The following is a 20,247-nucleotide window of genomic DNA, read 5'->3' as shown; positions in this document are numbered from 1 at the left end:
TAACGACGACAGGTACCAAGCTTATGACCGCGGCTGAAAACAACCATGTGAACTGGCTGGTGGAACAATCGATGCTGCACGCAGCACGCCAGCGCGCCAAGCTCTATTCGGGCCAGGGCCGGTTGTGGCAACAGCCGTATGCGCAGACCCGGCCGCGTGATGCTTCGGCTTTGTCGTCGGTGTGGTTTACCGCCTACCCGGCGTCGATTGTGACGCGCGAGGGCGGTACCGTGCTGGAGGCGCTGGGGGACGAGACGCTGTGGCACGCGCTGTCGAAGATCGGCATCCAGGGCATTCATAACGGCCCGCTGAAAAAATCCGGTGGCCTCACCGGCAACCAGCACACGCCAACCATTGACGGCAATTTCGACCGCATCAGCTTCGAGATCGACCCGCAGTTGGGCACCGAGGCGCAGTTGCAGGCGTTGACGCGCATGGCGGCGGCGCACAACGCGGTGATCATCGACGACGTGATTCCGTCCCACACCGGCAAGGGCGCGGACTTTCGCCTGGCGGAGATGGCCTACGAGGATTACCCCGGCCTTTACCACATGGTGGAGATCCGCGAGGAAGACTGGCCGTTGCTGCCCGATGTAGCCGAGGGCCGCGACGCGCAGAACCTCAGCCCGCTGCAAGTCGATGCCCTGCGCGACAAGCACTACATTGTCGGTCAGTTGCAGCGGGTGATTTTCTTCGAGCCCGGCGTCAAGGAAACCGACTGGAGCACTACGCCCGTGGTCATAGGCGTGGATGGCAAGCCGCGCCGCTGGGTGTACCTGCACTACTTCAAGGAAGGCCAGCCCTCGCTGAACTGGCTCGACCCGACCTTCGCCGCGCAGCAGATGATCATCGGCGACGCCTTGCACGCCATTGACGTGATGGGCGCGAAAATCCTGCGCCTGGACGCCAATGGTTTCCTCGGCGTGGAACGCACCCTCGATGGCACGGCCTGGTCCGAGAGCCATCCGCTGTCGATTACCGGCAACCAGTTGCTGGGCGGGGCGATTCGCAAAGCGGGCGGTTTCAGCTTCCAGGAGTTGAACCTCACGGTGGATGACATTGCGTCGATGTCCCATGGCGGTGCCGACCTGTCCTATGACTTCATCACCCGCCCGGCGTACCAGCACGCGCTGTTGATGGGCGACGCCGAATTCCTGCGCCTGATGCTGCGCGAAATGCATCGCCAGGGCATCGATCCCGGTTCGCTGATCCATGCGTTGCAGAACCACGATGAGCTGACCCTGGAGCTGGTGCACTTCTGGACGCTGCATGCTCACGACACCTTCCTTTACCAGGGCCAGACGTTCCCGGGCAATATCCTGCGCGAGCATATCCGCGAGCAGATGTACGAGCGCCTGGCCGGCGAGCACGCGCCGTATAACCTTAAGTTCGTGACCAATGGGGTGTCCTGCACCACCGCCAGCATCATCACGGCGGCGCTGGGCATTCGCGACCTGGAGGCGATCAGTGCTGCGGACATTCAACAGATTCGCCAGATCCACTTGCTGCTGGTGATGTACAACGCCATGCAGCCGGGGGTGTTCGCCTTGTCCGGCTGGGACCTGGTAGGCGCGCTGCCGCTGGCGGCCGATGAGGTTGCGCACTTGATGCAGGATGGCGACACCCGCTGGATTCATCGCGGTGCCTACGACCTGGTGGACCTGAACCCGGACGCAGAATTGTCGGCCGGCCAGATGCCGCGTTCGAAAAGCCTCTACGGCAGCCTCAACAGTCAGTTGCAGGACCCGGAATCGTTTGCCTCGCAACTGCAAAAAATCCTCGCCGTGCGCCGTGCCTACGACATCGCCGCCAGCCGCCAGATACTGGTGCCAGACGTACAGAACCCTGGGCTGTTGATCATGGTCCACGAACTGCCGGCCAACAAAGGCACGCAAATCACCGCGCTGAACTTCGGCGCCACGCCGATCACCGAGACCCTGCACCTGCCGGACATCGCGGCGGGGATGGTGGTGGACATCATCAACGAACGGGTAGAAGGGGACCTGACTGCAGAGGGTGAGTTCACCATTACCCTGGATGCGTACGAGGGGTTGGCGCTGCGGGTTATCGGCAGCACGCCGATGTAACCCCAATCCTCCAATACCGAAGAATCCAATGTGGGAGGGGGTGTTTTCAGGCATGTGGCTGCTTTTCAGCCAACTGAAACCGATACCCAACCCCATACAACGACTCAATCGGCGTTTCCCCCGGGCACACCTGTTCCAGCTTGCGCCGCAGATTGCGGATATGGCTGTCCACCGTGCGGTCGGTCACCACGCGGTGGTCGGAGTAGATGTGATCCAGTAATTGGTCGCGGGAAAATACGCGGCCGGCGGCGCGGGCAAAGGTGTTGAGCAGGCGCAACTCCAGAGGCGTGAGGTCCAGCGTGATGCCGTCCAGCGAGGCCTGGTAGCGGGCCTCGTCGATCAGCAGGCGTGGCGCGCTGGTGTCCAGCAACTGCGGGCTGCGGCGCAGGATGGCCTTGACCCGGGCCACCACTTCACGGGGGCTGAAGGGCTTGCAGATGTAATCGTCGGCGCCGAGTTCCAGGCCAAGCAGGCGGTCCACTTCTTCGACGCGGGCGGTGATCATGATGATCGGCACCGCGCTGAAACCACGCAGGTCCTGGCACAGCTGCATGCCGTCACGGCCGGGCAGCATCAAGTCGAGCAGGACCAATTTGGGTTCGTGGGCGCGCACGGCGGGCACCACGTGCAGGCCATTGTCCAGGCACAGGGTGGTGTAGCCGGCCGCCTCGAGGTAGTCCCGCATCAGGGCCGCGAGCTTGGGTTCGTCTTCGACGATCAGGATCGGCTGTTCATCGTTCATGGTTCACAGGCTCCGGGGCAGGCGCAGGATCAGCCACAGGCCGCCGTAGGGCGAGTGGTCGGCAATCAGGCTGCCATCGTGGGCGTTGGCGATGCTACGGCAGATTGCCAGGCCCAGGCCCGCGCCGCCATGCTCGCGGTTGCGCGATGACTCGCCGCGGTAGAACCGCTCGAACAAACGTGGCAACTGGCTGGCGGACACGCCCGGCCCGGAGTCGAGAAAGTCGATACGCACCGTGTCGCGGTCGACACCGACACTGATGCGCAACGTGCCGTTGACGTCGGTGTAGCGCACGGCATTTTCCAGCAGGTTGGAAAACAATTGCTGCAAGCGACTGGCATCCGCCAGCAGCTCCACGGGCTGGCGCGGCAGCTCCAGGTCGATCTGCAACTGGCGGGCCGTGAAGCGCTCCCGGTACATCGCCAGGCTGTTTTCGAGCAAATCGTTCAGCCGACATGGGGCCTTGCGGTAGGTCAGGGCGCCCACGTCCGCCAGCGACAGTTCATACAGGTCATCCACCAGCTTGCTGAGCATGCTGACTTCGCCTTGCAGCGACTTCATTGAGCTTTGGTCAAGGCTGCGCACACCGTCCTCGATCGCCTCCAGTTCGCCGCGCAGCACCGACAGCGGCGTGCGCAGTTCGTGGGAGACATCAGCCATGAACTCCCGGCGCATTTTTTCGTTGCGCTCCAGGGTGTAGGCCAATTGGTTGAAGTCGCGGGACAATTGGCCGACTTCGTCGTCGGAGGCCACGGCCACGCGGCTGCCGTAATCGCCGCTGGCCAGACGGTGGGTGGCGGCGGCCACGCGCTTGACCGGCTCCAGCAGCGTGCGGGCGATCCACCAGGCTATCAGCATCGCCAGCAGCAACGAGAACACGCCCATCACCAGGCTGGTGCGCAGTTGGTACTGCTGGAAGCGTTCGCCACCGGCTTCGGTCACGCTCTGGAACGGCGTGACGGCCAGCCAGCCGACGGTTTCGCTGTTCACCACCACGGGCTGTATCAGCGCATCCTCGCCAATGGCCGGGTAGCCGGTGACGCGTTTCTTGTCTTTATCGAGGAGGGCGATGCGAAACAGTGCACCGGTCAAGTCCGACGCCAGCGGCGGGCGGAAATCATCCGACGCACGCGCGGCATCCGGGTCAGGCCGCATGACGTCAAACCAGCGATCCGGCCGATTGCGCAGAAAGTCCCAGTTGCCCTCACGTTGGTAAGCCGTGGCCAGGCGCGGCACCACCTGGGCCATGCGCTCCATTGCCTGCTCATTGATAAAGCCCAGGAACCCGCGACCAAAACTCCAACTGGTGGCCAGGCCCATGCTCAGGATGACCAGCAACACACCGGCCAGCACCGCGACAAACAACTTGGTGGAGATACTCAACTTCATGAATGGGGGCCGTAACCAAAGGGACGCGTCCATTTAGGCCCCCACGGACGAAAGATTCAACCCAGGCCGGCAATCTTCAATTTTCCTGCACATTTGCCTTTCAGCATGAGGGTGAGGCTTGCACCACCCCGTCTTGCAGAGGCAACTATGTCGACTAAATTTTTCGCCAAATACCTGGTAACCGCCGCGGTTCTCATGTCCTTCATCATTCTGGTGCTGCTCGGCGGCTGCTCGGCTGGCGACCCCGTGCCCGACGTCGCCACCCCCAAAGTCTCGGTGATCACCGTGCAACCCAAGAGCCAGGTGCGAACCACTGAACTGGCCGGGCGTACCCAGGCCTTTATGGTCGCCGAGATTCGCCCGCAGGTCGGCGGTATCGTGCAACAGCGCCTGTTTGTCGAAGGCGCCGAGGTGAAAGCCGGGCAGGCGCTGTACCAACTGGATGCGGCACCGTACAAGGCGGCGCTGGCTGAGGCGCAGGCGAGCCTGGCCAAGGCGCGCGCCACCTTGAAGTCGGCTCAGGCCACCGCCGCGCGTAATGCCCAGTTGGTGAAGATCGACGCCATCAGCCAGCAAACCAACGAGGACTCACAGGCCACCCTGCTGACCGCCGCCGCTGATGTTCAAGTGGCCCAGGCCGACCTCGACACCGCTCGCATCAACCTGGCCTACACCCGCATCAGCTCGCCGGTGGCCGGGCGCATTGAGACCTCCACGGTCACCCCCGGTGCATTGGTGGTGGCCAACCAGGACACCGCGCTGACCACCGTGCAGCAACTCGACCCGATCTATGTGGATGTGACCCAGTCCACCACCGAGTTGCTCGCCCTCAAGCGCGACCTGGCCCGTGGCGTATTGCAGGCCAATGGAGACGGCGAGGCCCGCATCAGCCTCAAGCTGGATGACGGCAGCGCCTACAACCACGACGGCCGTCTCAAGTTCAGCGGGGTGAGCGTCAACCAGGGCACCGGCACCGTGACCTTGCGTGCAGTGTTCGACAACCCGGAGCATTTGCTGATGCCCGGCATGTACGTGCGCGGCGTGTTAGAGCAGGCCCGCGATGACCAGGCGATCCTGGTCCCGCAAAAAGCCGTGAGCCGCAGCGCCAGCGGCGTGACCTCGGTGTTGCTGGTGGTTGACGGCAAGGTCGAGCAACGCGTGCTCACCGTTGACCGCGCCGTGGGCAACCAGTGGTGGGTCACCGCCGGTTTGAAGGCCGGTGACCAGGTGATCGTCGAGGGTGGGCAAAAAGTCCGCATCGGCGCCGTGGTCCAGACCCAGGCCGCAGATGCCGGCGCCCTGGCGCAGGAGGGTTGAACATGGCACGTTTCTTTATTGATCGACCGATTTTCGCCTGGGTCATCGCCATCGTGATCATGCTCGGCGGCGCGTTATCCATCAGCCAGTTGCCGCTGGAACAGTACCCGGACATCGCGCCGCCCACCGTGCGTATTTCCGCCACCTACACCGGCGCTTCGGCCAAGACCGTCGAGGACTCGGTGACCCAGGTCATCGAGCAGCAAATGAAAGGCCTGGACAACCTGACCTACATGTCGGCCTCCAGCAGTTCGGCGGGCAGTGCCAGTATCAGCCTGACCTTTGGCGCCGGCACCGACCCGGATGTGGCGCAGATGCAGGTGCAGAACAAGCTGCAACAGGCCGAGTCGCGCTTGCCGCAATCGGTGCAGAGCGAAGGCCTGACCGTGACCAAGGGCGGCTCGGACTTTTTGATGATTGCCGCCCTGGCCTCGGATAATCCCAGTGTCACCGGCACCCAGATCGGTGACTACATCTCCAGCACCTTGCTCGATTCCATCAGCCGTATCGATGGGGTGGGGGACGTACAGACCCTCGGTTCGGGCTACGCCATGCGCATCTGGCTGAACCCGGCGCTGCTGGAAAAATACGCGCTGATGCCGTCGGATGTGAGCGCCGCGCTGGAGGCGCAAAACACCGAAGTGTCAGCCGGCCAGCTCGGCGCATTGCCGGCGGTGAAGGGCCAGCAACTCAATGCCACCATCAGCGCGCGCAGCAAACTGCAAACGGCCGAAGCGTTCCGCAATGTGGTGGTCAAGTCCAGCAGCGACGGCGCGGTAGTGCTGCTCGGCGACGTGGCGACCGTAGAGTTGGGCAGCGAGAGCTATGACATCAACTCGGCCCTCAATGGCAAGCCGGCCGCCGCCATGGGCGTGCAACTGGCGGCGGGCGCCAATGCGCTGGACGTGGGCGAGGCAGTCAAGGCCAAGCTCAAGGAGCTGGCGCCGTTTTACCCCACTGAAATGCAATTGAAGAACGTGATCGCCTACGACACCACGCCCTTTGTGAGCCTGTCCATTGAGGAAGTGGTCAAGTCCCTGGGCGAGGCCATCGTGCTGGTGGTGCTGATCATGTTCCTGTTCCTGCAAAACCTGCGGGCCACGCTGATCCCGGCGATCACTGTGCCGGTGGTCCTGCTGGGCACGTTGGGTGTGTTGGCGTTGTTCGGGTACTCGATCAATACCCTGACCATGTTTGCCATGGTCCTGGCCATTGGGTTGCTGGTCGACGATGCGATCGTGGTGGTGGAAAACGTCGAGCGGGTGATGGCCGAGCAGGGCTTGTCGGCCCTGGCGGCCACGCGGCAATCGATGGATGAAATCACCAGTGCACTGGTCGGCATCGCCCTGGTGTTGAGTGCGGTGTTTATTCCCATGGCGTTTTTTGGGGGTTCCACCGGGATTATCTATCGGCAGTTTTCGGTGACCATCGTCTCGGCCATGGTGCTTTCGGTGGTGGTCGCGATGACCCTCACGCCGGCACTGTGCGCCACGTTGCTCAAGCCGGGGCACGCAGTTCAACGGGGTTTTTTCGGCTGGTTCAACCGTTCTTTTGAGCGTTGCTCCAGCGCGTATGAAGCGTTGGTCGGCGCTGTCCTGCAGCGCTCACGGCCCAGCCTGGTGGTGTACGCGCTGATCGCCGCAGCCATGGCTGCGGGCTACGCCAGCTTGCCCACCTCGTTTCTGCCGGATGAGGATCAGGGCATTCTCATGGCGCAAATCCAGCTGCCAGTGGGGGCCACCGACAGCCGTACCCAGGCGGTGTTGCACCAGTTCGAGCAGTACATGCTCAAGCAGCCGGAAGTCGAGGCGATGATCAGCATCAGCGGCTTGGGTATGGGCGGCAACAGCCAGAACACCGCGCGTGCGTTTATTCGCTTGAAAGACTGGAGTGAGCGCTCAGACGATGCCGCCACGATTGCCCAACGCGCCACGTTGGCCCTGGCAAGCATTGGCGATGCCGATGTGTTCGTGATGCAACCGCCCGCCGTGCGAGGCCTGGGCCAGAGTTCAGGGTTTGATTTGCAGCTCAAGGACCTCGCCGGTCTTGGCCACGATGCGCTGGTGGCGGCGCGCGAGCAGTTTATCGCGCTGGCCAGGCAAGACCCGCGCCTGCTGGGCGTGCGCAGCAATGGCCTGGACGACGCACCGCAACTCAAAATCAGCATCGATGACCGCAAGGCGGGGGCGTTGAGCCTGAGCACCAGCGACATCAACAGCACCTTGTCCACGGCGTTGGGCGGTACGTATGTGAACGACTTCCTCAACCAGGGCCGCGTGAAGAAGGTTTACGTGCAGGGCGAGGCCAGCACCCGCATGCAAGCGGCGGATCTGGATCACTGGTTCGTGCGCAACAGCAACGATGAAATGGTGCCGTTTTCGTCATTTGCCAGCAGTGCCTGGAGCTATGGCTCGCCTTTGCTGGAGCGCTACAACGGCACATCCTCCCTGGAAGTGGTCGGCGACCCGGCGCCCGGCGTGAGCTCCGGCGCTGCGATGGACGCGGTGGAAGCGATTGCCCGGCAACTGCCCGATGGCATCGGCTACGAATGGACCGGCCAGTCCTACCAGTTGCGTCTGTCCGGGTCTCAGGCGCCTTTGCTGTATGCGGTGTCCATCCTGTTTGTGTTCCTGTGCCTGGCCGCACTGTACGAGAGTTGGTCGGTGCCATTCTCGGTGATTCTGGTAGTGCCGCTGGGCATCGTCGGCGCGGTGTTGGCCACGCGATTGACCGGGTTGAGCAATGACGTGTACTTCCAGGTCGGCCTGCTGAGTACCGTAGGGCTGGCGGCGAAGAACGCGATCCTGATCGTTGAGTTTGCCAAGCACCTGCAAGAGCAGGGCAACAGCCTGCGCGAGGCGACGCTGATCGCCGTGCGCCAGCGCTTGCGGCCGATCCTGATGACCTCCCTGGCCTTCATGTTCGGCGTGCTGCCCCTGGCCGTGAGCAGTGGCGCAGGTTCCGCCGGGCGTCGGGCCATCGGTACCGGCGTGCTGGGCGGCATGTTCAGCGCCACCGTGCTGGGGATCTTCTTTGTACCGCTGTTTTTTGTGTTGATCCGCCGCCGATTTGGCCGTGTCAGCACGACGCCCATTGTCGAAAAAGGTGACGCATGATTCGCTTTCTCTGCCCATTAGTGGCCGCATTGGTCCTGAGTGGCTGCATCAACCTGGCGCCTCACTATCAGCAGCCCGAGGCTCCGGTGCCTGGCGAATGGCAAGCGGGTGTGCAGGGTGAGGTGCCGGCCGACATCCAGTGGCAGCAGTTCTTTACCGACCGCCGCTTGGCACACCTGCAAACCCTGGCCCTGGCCAATAACCGCGACCTGCGCCTGGCCAGCCTGAATATCGAGAAGGCCCAGGCGCAATACCGCATCCAGCGCGCCGCGGCGTTCCCGACCATCGACGCCAGTGTCAGCGGTACCCATAGCCGCACGCCGGGTTCGCTGTCCAGCAGCGGCACGGCCGTCACCAGCCACGACTACAGTGCGCAACTGGGGCTGAGCAGCTATGAAGTCGACGTGTTCGGCCGCGTGCAGAACCTGCAGGACGAAGCGCTGGAAGACTACCTGGCGCTGACCGAAACCCGGCGCAGTACGCAAATCAGCCTGGTGGCAGAAGTGGCCACCGCCTGGCTGACCCTGGCCGCCGACAACGAGCACCTGCACCTGGCCGAGGAGACCCTGGCCAGCCAGCAATCCACCTACGAATTGACCCAGCGCAGCCACGCCCTGGGTGGTTCGACAGCGTTGGCCGTGGCCCAGGCGCAGACCACCGTCGAGTCGGCGCGGGTCGATGTGGCCGAGTATCAGAGCCAGATTCTCCAGGACCGCAACGCCTTGCGCCTGCTGGTTGGCAGCGACATCCCAGACGCCTTGCTGCCCGACGCCCACCTGCAATCGGCGGCGGCGTTGGTGCAGGTGCCGGCCGAACTGCCGTCGAGCCTGTTGCAGCGACGCCCCGATGTTCTCGCGGCGGAACACAGCCTCAAGTCCGCGAATATTGACATTGGCGCGGCCCGTGCGGCGTTTTTCCCCAGCATCAGCCTCACCGCGAATGCGGGCTCCGCCAGTTCGTCACTGTCCAGCCTGTTCAAGGCCGGCAGCGGCGCCTGGACCTTCGCCCCGAGCATCAGCGTGCCGATCTTCGATGCCGGCAGTAACCGCGCGACCCTGGATGCCGCCAAAGTCGAGAAAGAGATCCAGGTGCAGACCTACCAGCAAACCCTGCAAACCGCGTTCAAGGAAGTCGCCGATGCCCTGGCCGTGCGCAGCACCCTGGACCAGCGTCTCACCGCCCAGCAAGCGCTGACCGAGGCGAGCCAGAAGAGCTACGACCTGTCCGACGCGCTCTACCGCGCCGGCTCGCAAAGCTACCTCGAAGCCCTGGACTCCCAGCGCTCGCTGTAAAGCGCCCAGCAGGACCTGATCACCCTGCGCCTGGCAGAGCAGAGTAATCGGGTGAGTTTGTATAAGGTGATGGGGGGAGGGTGGCAGTAGTCCCAGGTGGGCTGTGGTTAGCGAGGCTCTGCGATGCGGCTAAGCAGCCTGTCTCGATGTCGATATCAGGCGACTGAGTGCCGTTATCAGGCTGTTTTCGCGGCAGGGATGCCGCGTACTGTGACTCGTCATTAAGAAACGATGATCGCCTGACCCTCCAGTCAGTACGTCTTAACGTCGATCACAGAGAATAAAAACAACGATGAATAGCCTGAGTTCCAAGGATTCAAACGGCCAGTTGGCGCAGGGCTTCAAGCCGCGCCATGTCACCATGCTCTCCATCGCAGGCATTATCGGCGCGGGGTTGTTTGTCGGGTCCGGGCACGCCATTGCGGCGGCGGGGCCGGCGGTGATGCTGGCGTATCTGTTTTCCGGCCTGTTGGTCGTGCTGGTCATGCGCATGCTGGGGGAGATGGCGGTGGCCAATCCCGACACCGGCTCATTCTCGACCTACGCCGACCAGGCCATCGGGCGCTGGGCCGGGTTTACGATCGGCTGGTTGTACTGGTGGTTCTGGGTGCTGGTGATTCCCATCGAAGCCTTGGCCGCCGGGCATATCCTCAACCAGTGGTTCCCCCAGATCGACGCTTGGCTGTTTGCCTTGTTGTCGATCTTTTTGTTGGTGGTCACCAATTTGTTCAGCGTCTCCAAGTACGGCGAATTCGAGTTCTGGTTTGCCATGGCCAAGGTCGTGGCGATCATCGGTTTTATCGGCCTGGGAGGCGCAGTGTTGATGGGCTGGATTCCCGAGCGGGAGGCCAGCGGCTTGAGTCGCTTGATGGAAGAACACGGTGGTTTCGCACCTAACGGCCTGTCTGCGGTGGTCGGGGCTTTCATTACCATCATGTTCAGCTTTATTGGCACGGAAGCCGTCACCATTGCGGCAGCCGAGTCCAGCAACCCGGCGCAGAATATCGCCCGGGCCACGCGCTCGGTGATGTGGCGTATCGGCGTGTTTTACGTGTTGTCGATCTTCGTGGTGATTTCCGTGGTGCCCTGGAACGACCCGCTGTTGGCGTCGGTAGGCTCTTATCAACGTGCCCTGGAACTGATGAACATTCCCCACGCCAAGTTACTGGTGGACGTGGTGGTGTTGATCGCCGTGGCCAGTTGCATGAACTCGTCCATCTACATTGCTTCGCGCATGCTGTATTCCCTGGGCAAGCGCGGGGACGCGCCAGCGCTGATGAAAAAGACCTCGGCGGCGAGTGTGCCAAGGGCCGCCGTGATCGCCAGCACGGTCCTCGGTGCCGGTGTGACCTTGCTCAGTTACTTCATGCCGGCCGGGCTGTTCCAGTTTCTGCTGGCCAGTTCGGGGGCCATCGCCTTGCTGGTGTACCTGGTGATCGCCGTTTCGCAGCTGCGCATGCGCAAGGTCCTGCAGCGCCGCAATGTCACGCTGACGTTCAAGATGTGGCTGTTTCCCTGGCTGACCTGGGTGGTCATTGTCTTCATCTGTTGCGCATTGGCGGTGATGCTGTTGACCCCCGAGCATCGCTTCGAGGTGTCTTCGACGATCATCCTGGCCTTGCTGATTTCCTTGGTCGGCGTCCTGACTGCACGCCAACCCGAACCTGAGCGCAAGCCGATGCCGGTCGCCTCGCAGCCATGAACGCTCGGCCGGTGACCCGCCTGGTGTTTGTGTTGCTGGACCAGTTCACCCTGATCTCACTGGCGTCTGCCGTAGAGCCGCTGCGCATGGCCAACCAGCTAGCAGGCCAGGAACTCTACTCTTGGCAGACGGCCAGCACCGACGGTAATCCCGTTTGGGCGAGCGATGGCATGCCCATCACACCTGACTGTTCGATAGGCAGTGCGCCTTGCGCCGATATCGTGCTGGTGTGCGGCGGTACGGGCATTCAAGGCACGGTGACCGACGAGTTGATGAAGTGGTTGCGTACCCAGGCACGTTATTCGAAGCGTCTGGGTGGTATTTGTACCGGCAGTTGGGTATTGGCCCGGGCGGGGTTGCTCGACGGGTTTGAATGCAGTGTGCATTGGGAATGGCTGGCGGCCATGCAGGAAGCCTTTCCACGGGTGAGCCTCAGCGCCAGCGTGTTTACCCTCGACCGCGATCGCCTGACCAGCTCGGGCGGCACCGCGCCCATGGATATGATGTTGCACCTGATTGGGCGTGAGCATGGGCACGAGCTGTCGGCGGCGATTTCGGACATGTTCGTGTACGAGCGCATGCGCAATGAGCAAGACCATCAGCGCGTGCCGCTCAAGCACATGCTCGGCACCCAGCAACCGAAGCTGCAGGAAATCGTCGCGCTGATGGAGGCCAACCTGGAAGAACCGATCAACCTGGATGAACTGGCGGAGTATGTGGCCCTGTCACGGCGTCAGCTTGAGCGAATGTTCCAGAAGTACCTGCACTGTTCACCCTCGCGCTACTACCTGCGGTTGCGGCTGATCCGCGCGCGCCAGTTGCTCAAGCAAACCCCCATTTCGATCGTGGAGCTGGCCTTGCTCTGCGGGTTTGTGTCCACACCGCACTTCTCCAAATGCTACCGCGAGTACTTTGGTGTGCCGCCCAGTGACGAGCGCCTGGTGACGGCAGGAGAGCGAGCCGTCATTCTGAAGCCGATGATTCGCGCCGTACCGATGCCGATGCCGATGAGTGCCTTGGAGCAGGCGCGGGGGGAATCGACGTTTGCCAGTGTCCGGCTCAAGGCACGGAGCTGAGAGCACAGTGAGTGGGTGTGAGCGCTGATCAGCGACGCTTGCGTTTCGAGTTTCAGGCCCCACTCACGCCGGGTTTAAACCCGCATAAATGCCTTGATTCTCTCGCCGCACTGATCGGCACGAATCATCCCAGGCGCCGCATCCAGCGCAACCAGGCCGTCTTCCATGAAAATCACCCGGTCGGAAATGGACAGGGCGAAGTCCATCTCGTGGGTCACGATCAGCATGGTCATGCCTTCTTTTGCCAGGTCGCCGATGACCTTGAGCACGTCGCCCACCAGTTCCGGGTCAAGGGCTGACGTCGGCTCATCAAACAGCATGATGTGCGGGTCCATGGCCAATGCGCGGGCGATTGCCACGCGTTGTTGCTGACCCCCAGATAACTGATGCGGATATTTTTGTGCGTGAGCCAGCAGTCCGACCTTGTCCAGCAGGGCGTAGGCGCGCTGTTCGCTGATGAGTTGGTCGCGGCCGTGATAGCGCGGCGCGAGGGTAACGTTGTCGAGAATCGTGCGATGAGGAAACAGGTTGAAGCTCTGGAACACCATGCCGATGTGCTGTACCCCACGGCGTACTTGTTGCGTGTTGGTGTTGTCACCGGCGTGGATATAGCTTTCGCCGAACAGAATGATCTCGCCCTGGTCGATGCTTTCCAGGGCGTTGACGGTGCGAATCAGCGAGGTCTTTCCCGAGCCCGAGGGGCCGATGATGGAAATCACCTGACCCACATTTACATCAAGGTTGATGCCCTTGAGCACAGCATGCTGGCCGTAGCGCTTGTGAATGTTGACCAGTTGCAGGGCGGGTGCGGAGCCAGGCCCAGGCGCTTTGCCAGCGCTTGTCGAAGGGGGCGTCGCCCGTGACGCGCGTAGACGCCCCACGCTGATGTCATCGAGCGTTTGGGGTGTGCGGTTGTTGAGTTCCAGGTGGTGCTCCAGCCAATGAAACAGCCAGCCGAGCACGGTCACGATCAGCACGTAATACACCGCCACAGCCGAGAGGGTTTCCATGACCAGGAAGTTTTGCGCGTAAAGGCGCTGACCCACGGTCAACAGTTCGGTCAAGGAAATCACCGAGACCAGCGAGGTCAGTTTCACCACGGTGATGTATTCGTTGATCAGCGTCGGCAGGGAAATGCGGAACGCCTGTGGGATCACGATCAGACGCTGTAAACCGAGCAGGCCGATGCCCAGCGCGCGGCCGGCCTCTTTTTGTCCTTTGGCCACGGATATCAAGCCGCCACGGTGGATTTCCGCCATATAGGCCGCTTCGGTGACCACCAGGGCCAACAGGCCGGAATAGAACGGGTTGGACAGTATCCCCCGGGTGACCGGGAACATCTGCGGCAGGTTATAGACGAACACCACCAATACCAGCAGCGGCACGCTGCGAAAGAACCAGATATAAATCGACGCCGGCACGCTGATCCAACGCGTGGCCGAAAGCTTGGCCGAAGCCAGCAGGAAGCCCAGCAGCATGCCGATGAACCAGGCCAGCGTGCTGAGCTCCACCACCGTAATGCAGGCTTTCCAGAAGTCCGAGAGAGAAAACAGAGAAAAAAAGTAAGGCCATTCAAATTGCATGTGTACCTCCAACTGCTGGCGTCGACGCAGGCTTCACCTGGGCCGGGCAGTCAAGCGAAAGCCGCCGACGGTGGGAGCGGCTTCGCTCCCACAGGGCTGCACTGAGTCAGTTAGTCGGTTCTTCGAGGTTGTATTTCTTCAACAGGGCGGCGTACTCACCGGACGCCTTGCTCGCCTCAAAGGCCTTGAGCAGTGCCTGATAGAGCGCGTCGTTGCCTTTCTTGACGTAAATACCCAGCGTCTGCTGGTAGATCGAGTGCTCGGTGCTGACCACGACGCGACCCTTGGTACGTTCTGCGATCATGCCGGCGGCGCCGTCGATCTCGACCTGAGCCTGCACATTGCCGGAGAGCAGCGCCTGGGTCACTTCCGGTGCGGACGGGAACTCGCTGACCATAATTGCGCCCTTGTTATTCGGGGTGCAGTAGTCCGTCGAGAGCGTGTTGAACTGCGCCACCCACGTGGTGCCTTTTTCCAGGCCGACTTTCAGGCCGCAGAGGTCTTCCGGTACTTTCGGTTTCAGCGGGCTGTCTTTAAGCACCATGATCGCTGCGCCGGTCTTGGCGTACGGGATGGTTTGCGCTTGCGTCTGCCGCTGGGGCGTGATGTACATGCCGGAGATGATCGCGTCGTAGTGACCGGCGTTCAGGCTGAGGATCAGGTTGGAAAACTTGGTGTCAACGAAGTCGGCCTTGAGGTCCAGGTGCTTGGCGAGCAGGTGCGCCAGCTCGGGGTCGGAACCGACGACGTTTTTATGTTCGTCGTATGACTCGAAGGGCGGATAGGTGATTTCCATGCCGACCTTGAGTATGCCGGGTGTCACCGTCGTTGCGGCATGGGCGCCTGCAGCACCAAGGAGTGCGACGGCCAGCAGGGTCAAGCGGACAGCATTATTGATTGGATTGCGCATCATCGATGACTCCACGTCGGTAAAGTAGGGCTGGGCGGGTGGTTAAACAGGGCGGTGTGACCAGGCTGAGGGTTGCATCAGGACGCGTCCTGCGCCTGGCTCTTTAAGTGACCGAAGCTCGATGGCTTGCGCGCTTTCTCGTACAGCTTGAGTTCGCCCCGTTCGACTTTGCGGCGCAGGTACTGATAGGTCTGCAGCGCTTGGCCGAACATGTGCTCACCGATGGTGATTTCCTCGTAATCCTTAGCGCCTTCAAGAAACTGTGGCAGTGGCTTGATCTGCGTATGGAAGTCGCATGCGTAGAAGAGTGGGAAGGCGTAGCGCTCTTCACTGACGGTTCGCACTCGGTGAGCCGTAGCGACGAACGTACCCGCAGTCATGACCTCCAGCATGTCGCCGATGTTGACCACAAAGGCACCTTCCACGGGCGGCGCATCAATCCAGTGCCCCTGATCGTTCATCACCTCGAGGCCTGGCTTGTCGGCAAGCAAAATGGTGAAGCACTCATAGTCGGTATGCGCACCAATGCCGGGTGCGTCTTGGGCGGCCAGGTCAAATGGGTAGTGAATCAGGCGCAGTTTCGACGGTGGGCGGGTAACCAGTGCTTCGAAATAGTCCTCTTCCAGGCCCAATGCGAGCGCGAAGCCCTTGAACAGGCGACGACCCAACGCAAACACCGCTGCGTAGTAAGCTTCGACGGCGGGACGGAAACCCGGCAGGTCTGGCCATTCATTGGCGCCGATCAATGGGGTCCCGGCCATGACCAGCGGATCGTCTTCGCCTACTTCAAAACCGACATCGAAGGCTTCCTTGTGATCGGGTTTGCCTTTGGCATAGACCTCTTCGCCTTCAGGCACAAAACCCTTGTGGCTGCGGGAGGTGCCGATGTAGTGCTGCATCTTGTACGCAAGGGATTGCGCAAACAGGTCCTTTGCCGCGTGACGCAAGCCGTCGATCAGCGACGACTCGATGCCGTGGTTCTTGATGTACAGAAAACCCACTGCGCGGGCGGCGTTACCGAGCTCTTCGGCCACTGCCTGGCGCTGTGTGATGTCGTCGCTGTACAGCCCGGCGATGTCCACCAGCGGAATGCGATTGAAGTTGGCGGCCTTTGGCGTTTTGTCAGGCATTAGGGAACGCTCCTTATCGGGTTGAGGCACCGCTGAAGCGGCGGAAATGCTCGCGCTCGGTGTTTGCCATCCACACATTCAGCGACCACAGGTCGGCCACCGGCACATTGGTGAAGGGCAGGTGATGCAGATAGCCGTCGGCACCGAACTCCGGTGTCAACGTGCTGACCTGATAGCCGCGGTTTTCCTGGGATCGCCAGATGGCCTCCCAATGTTGCTGATGGAAGGCCAGCGCCTGGGCATACTCGGGGGCGGCGGGGTGGGGAACCTGGGGCCCCTGGTCATAACCGACCCGGGCTTGAATGTGGTGGACGCGTTCGACGAAGGCGCTGAGGTCGTCTTCCGGATCGTTGAGCAGACGCTCGCAGGTGACGACCCAATGACTGATGTCGCTGGTGAAGCGCAGGTCCGGCAGTTGACGAATCAGCTCGAGGGTGACCCAGGGGTTGAACAACGAGCGCGCACGATGGGTTTCAAAGGCGCACACCTGGCCATGCTTGCGCGCGACATCCATCGCGCGGCCAAAGAAGTCGACTTGCTGTGCCAGTGGCCAGCGGTCGTTGCCAGCCAGCAGGTTGATGAAGCGCGGCGACAACTCAGCCGCCCAAGCGAGTTTTTTATCGAGGTCCAGAAGGTGTTCGTCGACGCTCGCCGATTGTTGCGGCAGAACGTCGTAGGCGCTGAAGACGGTACTGATATAGCTGACGTGGTTGGCGCGTAGAAAGGCTGCGAACTCGGCGCGTTCGCTGGCGGTCATGGGCAGGCGAGCTTCCATGCCATCGAACCCGGCTTCAAGCAGCTCCTCCAGCGCTTGTGCCTTGCTCGCGGTGTAGCCCCACAACGTTCGGAATATTTCCAACTTCATCGATCTGCTCCAAAGGTGCCTTCGCATGATTGACACAGCGGCGTTGCGGCGCTAACCGAAACGCACAAAAAACGGCAGTGACAATCAGAAAAGGCAATCTTCGGGCCGCATCTCTGTGGAAAGGCTCCTTTGTTGCCGCCAATAGTAGGGAGGGGCGGTTGGCGGAAAGAATAGGGAAGTGCAAATAGATAGTTCAGAGATTTCTAAACTATTGTTCAGTGCGGCTCAGGGTGGCGTCATGCGTTAAAACTCGGTTATCACGGTTACACCTGCCGTCTCGAAGCGGTCCATGTTCGTCAACGCATCGATGGACTGCGCCAGGCTGATGGTTTTACCCACGAGTTTTTCAGGTGCCAGCTTGCCTGATGTGATCATCTCGATCATGGCGCCATAGCGATGCGCTTGCATCCCGTGGCTACCGTAGATCTCAAGTTCATGGGCGATAACCTTGCTCATGGGGATTGCCGGCGTGGCGTGATCAGCGAGCATCAGCCCGACCTGGACGTGCTTGCCGCGACGGCGCAGGTTGTTGATGGAGTTGAAACAGGTGGTTGGGTGGCCCAATGCGTCCAGCGAGACGTGGGCACCGCCCTGGGTGATTTCCAGCACGGCTTCGGTGACGTCTGCGACGCACTGGGCATTAAGGGTGGCGACAGCGCCGAGCGCGCGTGCCAGGTCGAGTTTTTCCTGGGAAATATCGATGGCGATCACGTTTGCGCCAATGGCCTGGGCGATCATCACCGCAGACAGGCCTACGCCACCACAGCCGTGAACCGCTACCCACTGACCGGCGCTGACGTTGCCTTGGTCGACGATTGCACGGAACGAGGTGGCGAAGCGACAACCCAGGCTTGCGGCGGTAGCGAAGTCCATGCTCTCAGGCAGCGCGACCAGGTTCAGATCGGCCTGGTGGATGCCGACGTACTCGGCAAAAGAACCCCAATGAGTGAAGCCCGGCTGAAATTGCGTGTGGCAGACCTGCTGATTGCCGCTGTTGCACTGCGCACAAGCACCACACCCGCCCACGAACGGCACGGTCACGCGGTCACCGACCTTCCACCGCGTGACGTCGTTGCCCACTTCGGCCACGATGCCCGCCAGTTCATGACCCGGTACATGGGGCAGTTCAATGTCGGGGTCGTGACCTTTCCAGCCATGCCAGTCGCTGCGGCACACCCCGGTGCCAAGCACCTGGATCACCACACCATGACGTTCCGGGGATGGGTCTGCCACGTTCATAAGGCGCGGCGGCTTGGAAAAGGCTTCGTAGACGACTGCTTTCATTCAAATTACCTAGGCTTGGAGGGGCGATTCAGGTATTGCCATTATGAATGAGCGCCTTGAAATTACCTTTCAAGTTGCAATTGACCGAACGCAAGAATTGAAATTAACCTTCATTTTAAAGCCAGAATTTGAGGAGTTATTTCATGATTGAGCAGCTCGATAAGGCGGACATTGCAATATCGGAGCGTTTGCAGCGGGACGGCAGCCTGTCTAATGTCAAGCTGGCCGAGCAGTTGTCCCTCAGCGAAGCGTCCTGTTGGCGCAAGCAAAGACGGCTGGAAGAATGCGGGGTTATCGAGGGATACCAAGCCATTCTCAATCGAAAGAAACTCGGGTTGGGCCTGAAGGCCTTTGTCCAGATCTCCTGCACGGATCACAGCGAAGAAGCCACGGCAAGGTTTGAAAAGATTATTCAGGCGGCCCCGCAGGTATTGAGTTGCCATAACACAACGGGGGAGGCGGACTTTCTACTTGAGGTGGTTGCACGGGACTTGGACAGCTATAGTCGCTTTGTCGAAACAGTGCTGAGGAAGCTCCCTGGGGTTTCAAGTATTCGCTCGAACCTCTCCCTGCGCGAGATGAAGACCACCCATCGACTGCCCGTCAGCGAGCTCTTGAGTATCTGAAGGCTGTCAGGCAGGACGAGAGTCATCGTTCGCCCGGACAATCGAGCATTTCGGCACTGTTATCGAGCATTTCGGCACAGTCCCCCGTCTTTGTTCAACCTAGACTCGAGCTTCACTTTCAGACTCAGCTGGAGCGGCGATGAACATCAGATTAATCCTGCCTGCACTCTCCATGGCCGTAACACTCAGTGGCTACGCTGCGGACTTCTCACTGACCAGCCGGGGTTCGGTGGCGCTTGCCCTCCTGTCGAGGATAAACCCCATCGCTATCAATTCACCGTGTGGGCCTTGAAAGCCGACAAGCTACCGCTCGACAACCAGGCCAGCGGAGCCTTGGTAGGTTACATGCTCAACGCCAACGTCCTGGCCAAAGCGACCATTACTTCAACTTACGGACGTTAAGCACGATGCGCCCTTGTGACGGCATACGGCACCGGGAAAATATTATCGATGCATCTGTCATACGGGCGCGACATGCCCTTACCTTGCCAAAGGTGCCGGTGTTCGTGACCACTTTGTGTCGAGTGCGGCAGGGGGAAAAACTGTTGCAATGGGATGACCGGGAAATGCGCGCAGGGCCTCAGCATCTGATTCTGATGCCGGCCGGGCGCGAGCCAGGTGCTGACGTTTACCGGTGGGTACCGGACCAGGCCGTCTGGCGTTAGTGCTACCGTTTACGCAGCCCCGCTGGAGTCTGCTGGATGACTCATCCAATTTCAGTTCCCCACATCGCAATGCCTCCAGCCGCGCCATCCAGGAAATACCCACGGCGCCGAATGGATCGAAATACACACCGGCAGGGTCACCTTGTGCCAGTCTGGGCGCGTCCATTCGTCTGTTGCCCGGCACTCTGGGGGGCATGGCGTTTCTCAACCTTAAGCACGGATATCCCGAGCCCAAGAACGGAGAGCCAGCATGGAAATCAATGAGAATGCCCCGGGCAACATTTCACAGCAGGCTGTAACGCGCGGCACGGACAACGAGACAGGGCACGACCCGAAGCGTGATGAGGATAAGATCCCGCTGCCGCCGGACGACGATGCCCCCCTTGAAGAGGATATGTCTGATGTGGACGCCGCCGATTCAGTGGCGAGCGAACACCCTGACAACTGAGGTGTTTCAGTTCAA

The 20,247-nt window shown here is 61.1% G+C and carries 15 protein-coding genes and 2 pseudogenes; 10 read left to right on the top strand and 7 right to left on the bottom strand.

Annotated features, from left to right (window positions below):
• Window positions 1-23 precede the first annotated feature (23 nt).
• Window positions 24-2,087, top strand: a complete 2,064-nt coding sequence (treS, locus tag HDC32_RS02595; RefSeq protein WP_184742363.1) for a maltose alpha-D-glucosyltransferase — start codon at window positions 24-26, stop codon at window positions 2,085-2,087.
• Between the two features lie 46 nt (window positions 2,088-2,133).
• Here the strand turns inward: treS and HDC32_RS02590 are convergent, their stop codons facing one another.
• Together HDC32_RS02590 and baeS are read right to left on the bottom strand one after the other, a co-directional pair.
• Window positions 2,134-2,829, bottom strand: a complete 696-nt coding sequence (locus HDC32_RS02590) for a response regulator (RefSeq protein WP_131696174.1) — start codon at window positions 2,827-2,829, stop codon at window positions 2,134-2,136.
• A gap of 3 nt (window positions 2,830-2,832) precedes the next feature.
• Window positions 2,833-4,218 carry a sensor histidine kinase efflux regulator BaeS gene (baeS, locus tag HDC32_RS02585; protein WP_184742361.1) on the bottom strand — a complete coding sequence of 462 codons (1,386 nt, stop codon included), beginning with the start codon at window positions 4,216-4,218 and terminating at the stop codon, window positions 2,833-2,835.
• Window positions 4,219-4,365: 147 nt separating this feature from the next.
• On the opposite strand from baeS, the gene HDC32_RS02580 reads away from it, so the two are divergent.
• The 5 genes and pseudogenes from HDC32_RS02580 (at window position 4,366) to HDC32_RS02560 (ending at window position 12,721) form a co-directional block, all read left to right on the top strand.
• Window positions 4,366-5,535 (top strand): efflux RND transporter periplasmic adaptor subunit, encoded by a 1,170-nt coding sequence (locus HDC32_RS02580; RefSeq protein ID WP_145337769.1) that lies wholly within the window; start codon window positions 4,366-4,368, stop codon window positions 5,533-5,535.
• Between the two features lie 2 nt (window positions 5,536-5,537).
• On the top strand, window positions 5,538-8,651 hold the full coding sequence (locus HDC32_RS02575; protein ID WP_167656273.1) for an efflux RND transporter permease subunit: 3,114 nt from the start codon (window positions 5,538-5,540) through the stop codon (window positions 8,649-8,651).
• Window positions 8,648-10,033: pseudogene (locus HDC32_RS02570) on the top strand (efflux transporter outer membrane subunit). The gene HDC32_RS02575 and the pseudogene HDC32_RS02570 overlap by 4 nt, the downstream one beginning before the upstream one ends.
• 202 nt (window positions 10,034-10,235) lie before the next feature.
• Window positions 10,236-11,645, top strand: a complete 1,410-nt coding sequence (gene gabP, locus HDC32_RS02565) for a GABA permease (RefSeq protein WP_131696179.1) — start codon at window positions 10,236-10,238, stop codon at window positions 11,643-11,645.
• Window positions 11,642-12,721 carry a GlxA family transcriptional regulator gene (locus HDC32_RS02560; protein ID WP_131696180.1) on the top strand — a complete coding sequence of 360 codons (1,080 nt, stop codon included), beginning with the start codon at window positions 11,642-11,644 and terminating at the stop codon, window positions 12,719-12,721. The genes gabP and HDC32_RS02560 overlap by 4 nt, the downstream gene beginning before the upstream one ends.
• Window positions 12,722-12,795: 74 nt before the next feature.
• On the opposite strand, the gene HDC32_RS02555 is transcribed toward HDC32_RS02560, so the two are convergent.
• The 5 genes from HDC32_RS02555 to HDC32_RS02535 form a co-directional block, all read right to left on the bottom strand.
• A complete protein-coding gene (locus HDC32_RS02555) occupies window positions 12,796-14,304 on the bottom strand; it encodes an amino acid ABC transporter permease/ATP-binding protein (RefSeq protein WP_184742359.1) in 1,509 nt (502 codons plus the stop codon).
• Between the two features lie 106 nt (window positions 14,305-14,410).
• Window positions 14,411-15,214 (bottom strand): ABC transporter substrate-binding protein, encoded by an 804-nt coding sequence (locus tag HDC32_RS02550; protein ID WP_131696639.1) that lies wholly within the window; start codon window positions 15,212-15,214, stop codon window positions 14,411-14,413.
• Window positions 15,215-15,291: 77 nt separating this feature from the next.
• Window positions 15,292-16,344 (bottom strand): isopenicillin N synthase family oxygenase, encoded by a 1,053-nt coding sequence (locus tag HDC32_RS02545; RefSeq protein WP_145337775.1) that lies wholly within the window; start codon window positions 16,342-16,344, stop codon window positions 15,292-15,294.
• A 13-nt stretch (window positions 16,345-16,357) separates the two neighbouring features.
• Window positions 16,358-17,209 (bottom strand): sugar phosphate isomerase/epimerase, encoded by an 852-nt coding sequence (locus HDC32_RS02540; RefSeq protein ID WP_184742357.1) that lies wholly within the window; start codon window positions 17,207-17,209, stop codon window positions 16,358-16,360.
• Between the two features lie 243 nt (window positions 17,210-17,452).
• A complete protein-coding gene (locus HDC32_RS02535; RefSeq protein ID WP_145337776.1) occupies window positions 17,453-18,493 on the bottom strand; it encodes a zinc-dependent alcohol dehydrogenase family protein in 1,041 nt (346 codons plus the stop codon).
• A 143-nt stretch (window positions 18,494-18,636) separates the two neighbouring features.
• Between HDC32_RS02535 and HDC32_RS02530 the strand changes: the two genes are divergently transcribed.
• From HDC32_RS02530 to HDC32_RS02520, 4 genes and pseudogenes are all read left to right on the top strand, one after another.
• Entirely contained in the window at window positions 18,637-19,119 is a 483-nt protein-coding gene (locus HDC32_RS02530) for an Lrp/AsnC family transcriptional regulator (protein ID WP_184742355.1), read from the top strand.
• A gap of 90 nt (window positions 19,120-19,209) precedes the next feature.
• A complete protein-coding gene (locus HDC32_RS32385) occupies window positions 19,210-19,521 on the top strand; it encodes a hypothetical protein (protein WP_371920988.1) in 312 nt (103 codons plus the stop codon).
• 5 nt (window positions 19,522-19,526) lie between these two features.
• Window positions 19,527-19,739, top strand: a pseudogene (locus tag HDC32_RS31955) (AraC family transcriptional regulator); the annotation flags it as partial.
• 295 nt (window positions 19,740-20,034) lie between these two features.
• The gene (locus HDC32_RS02520) at window positions 20,035-20,232 is read left to right on the top strand and encodes a hypothetical protein (RefSeq protein WP_027606646.1); all 198 of its coding nucleotides are present in this window, start codon (window positions 20,035-20,037) and stop codon (window positions 20,230-20,232) included.
• The last annotated feature ends 15 nt before the right edge of the window (window positions 20,233-20,247 follow it).

The sequence above is a fragment of the Pseudomonas sp. JAI120 genome, assembly GCF_014207255.1.
Taxonomy (GTDB): Bacteria; Pseudomonadota; Gammaproteobacteria; order Pseudomonadales; family Pseudomonadaceae; genus Aquipseudomonas.
The sequence above is the reverse complement of the archived record's forward strand: the minus strand, read 5'-3'. Positions and strand labels throughout refer to the sequence as shown.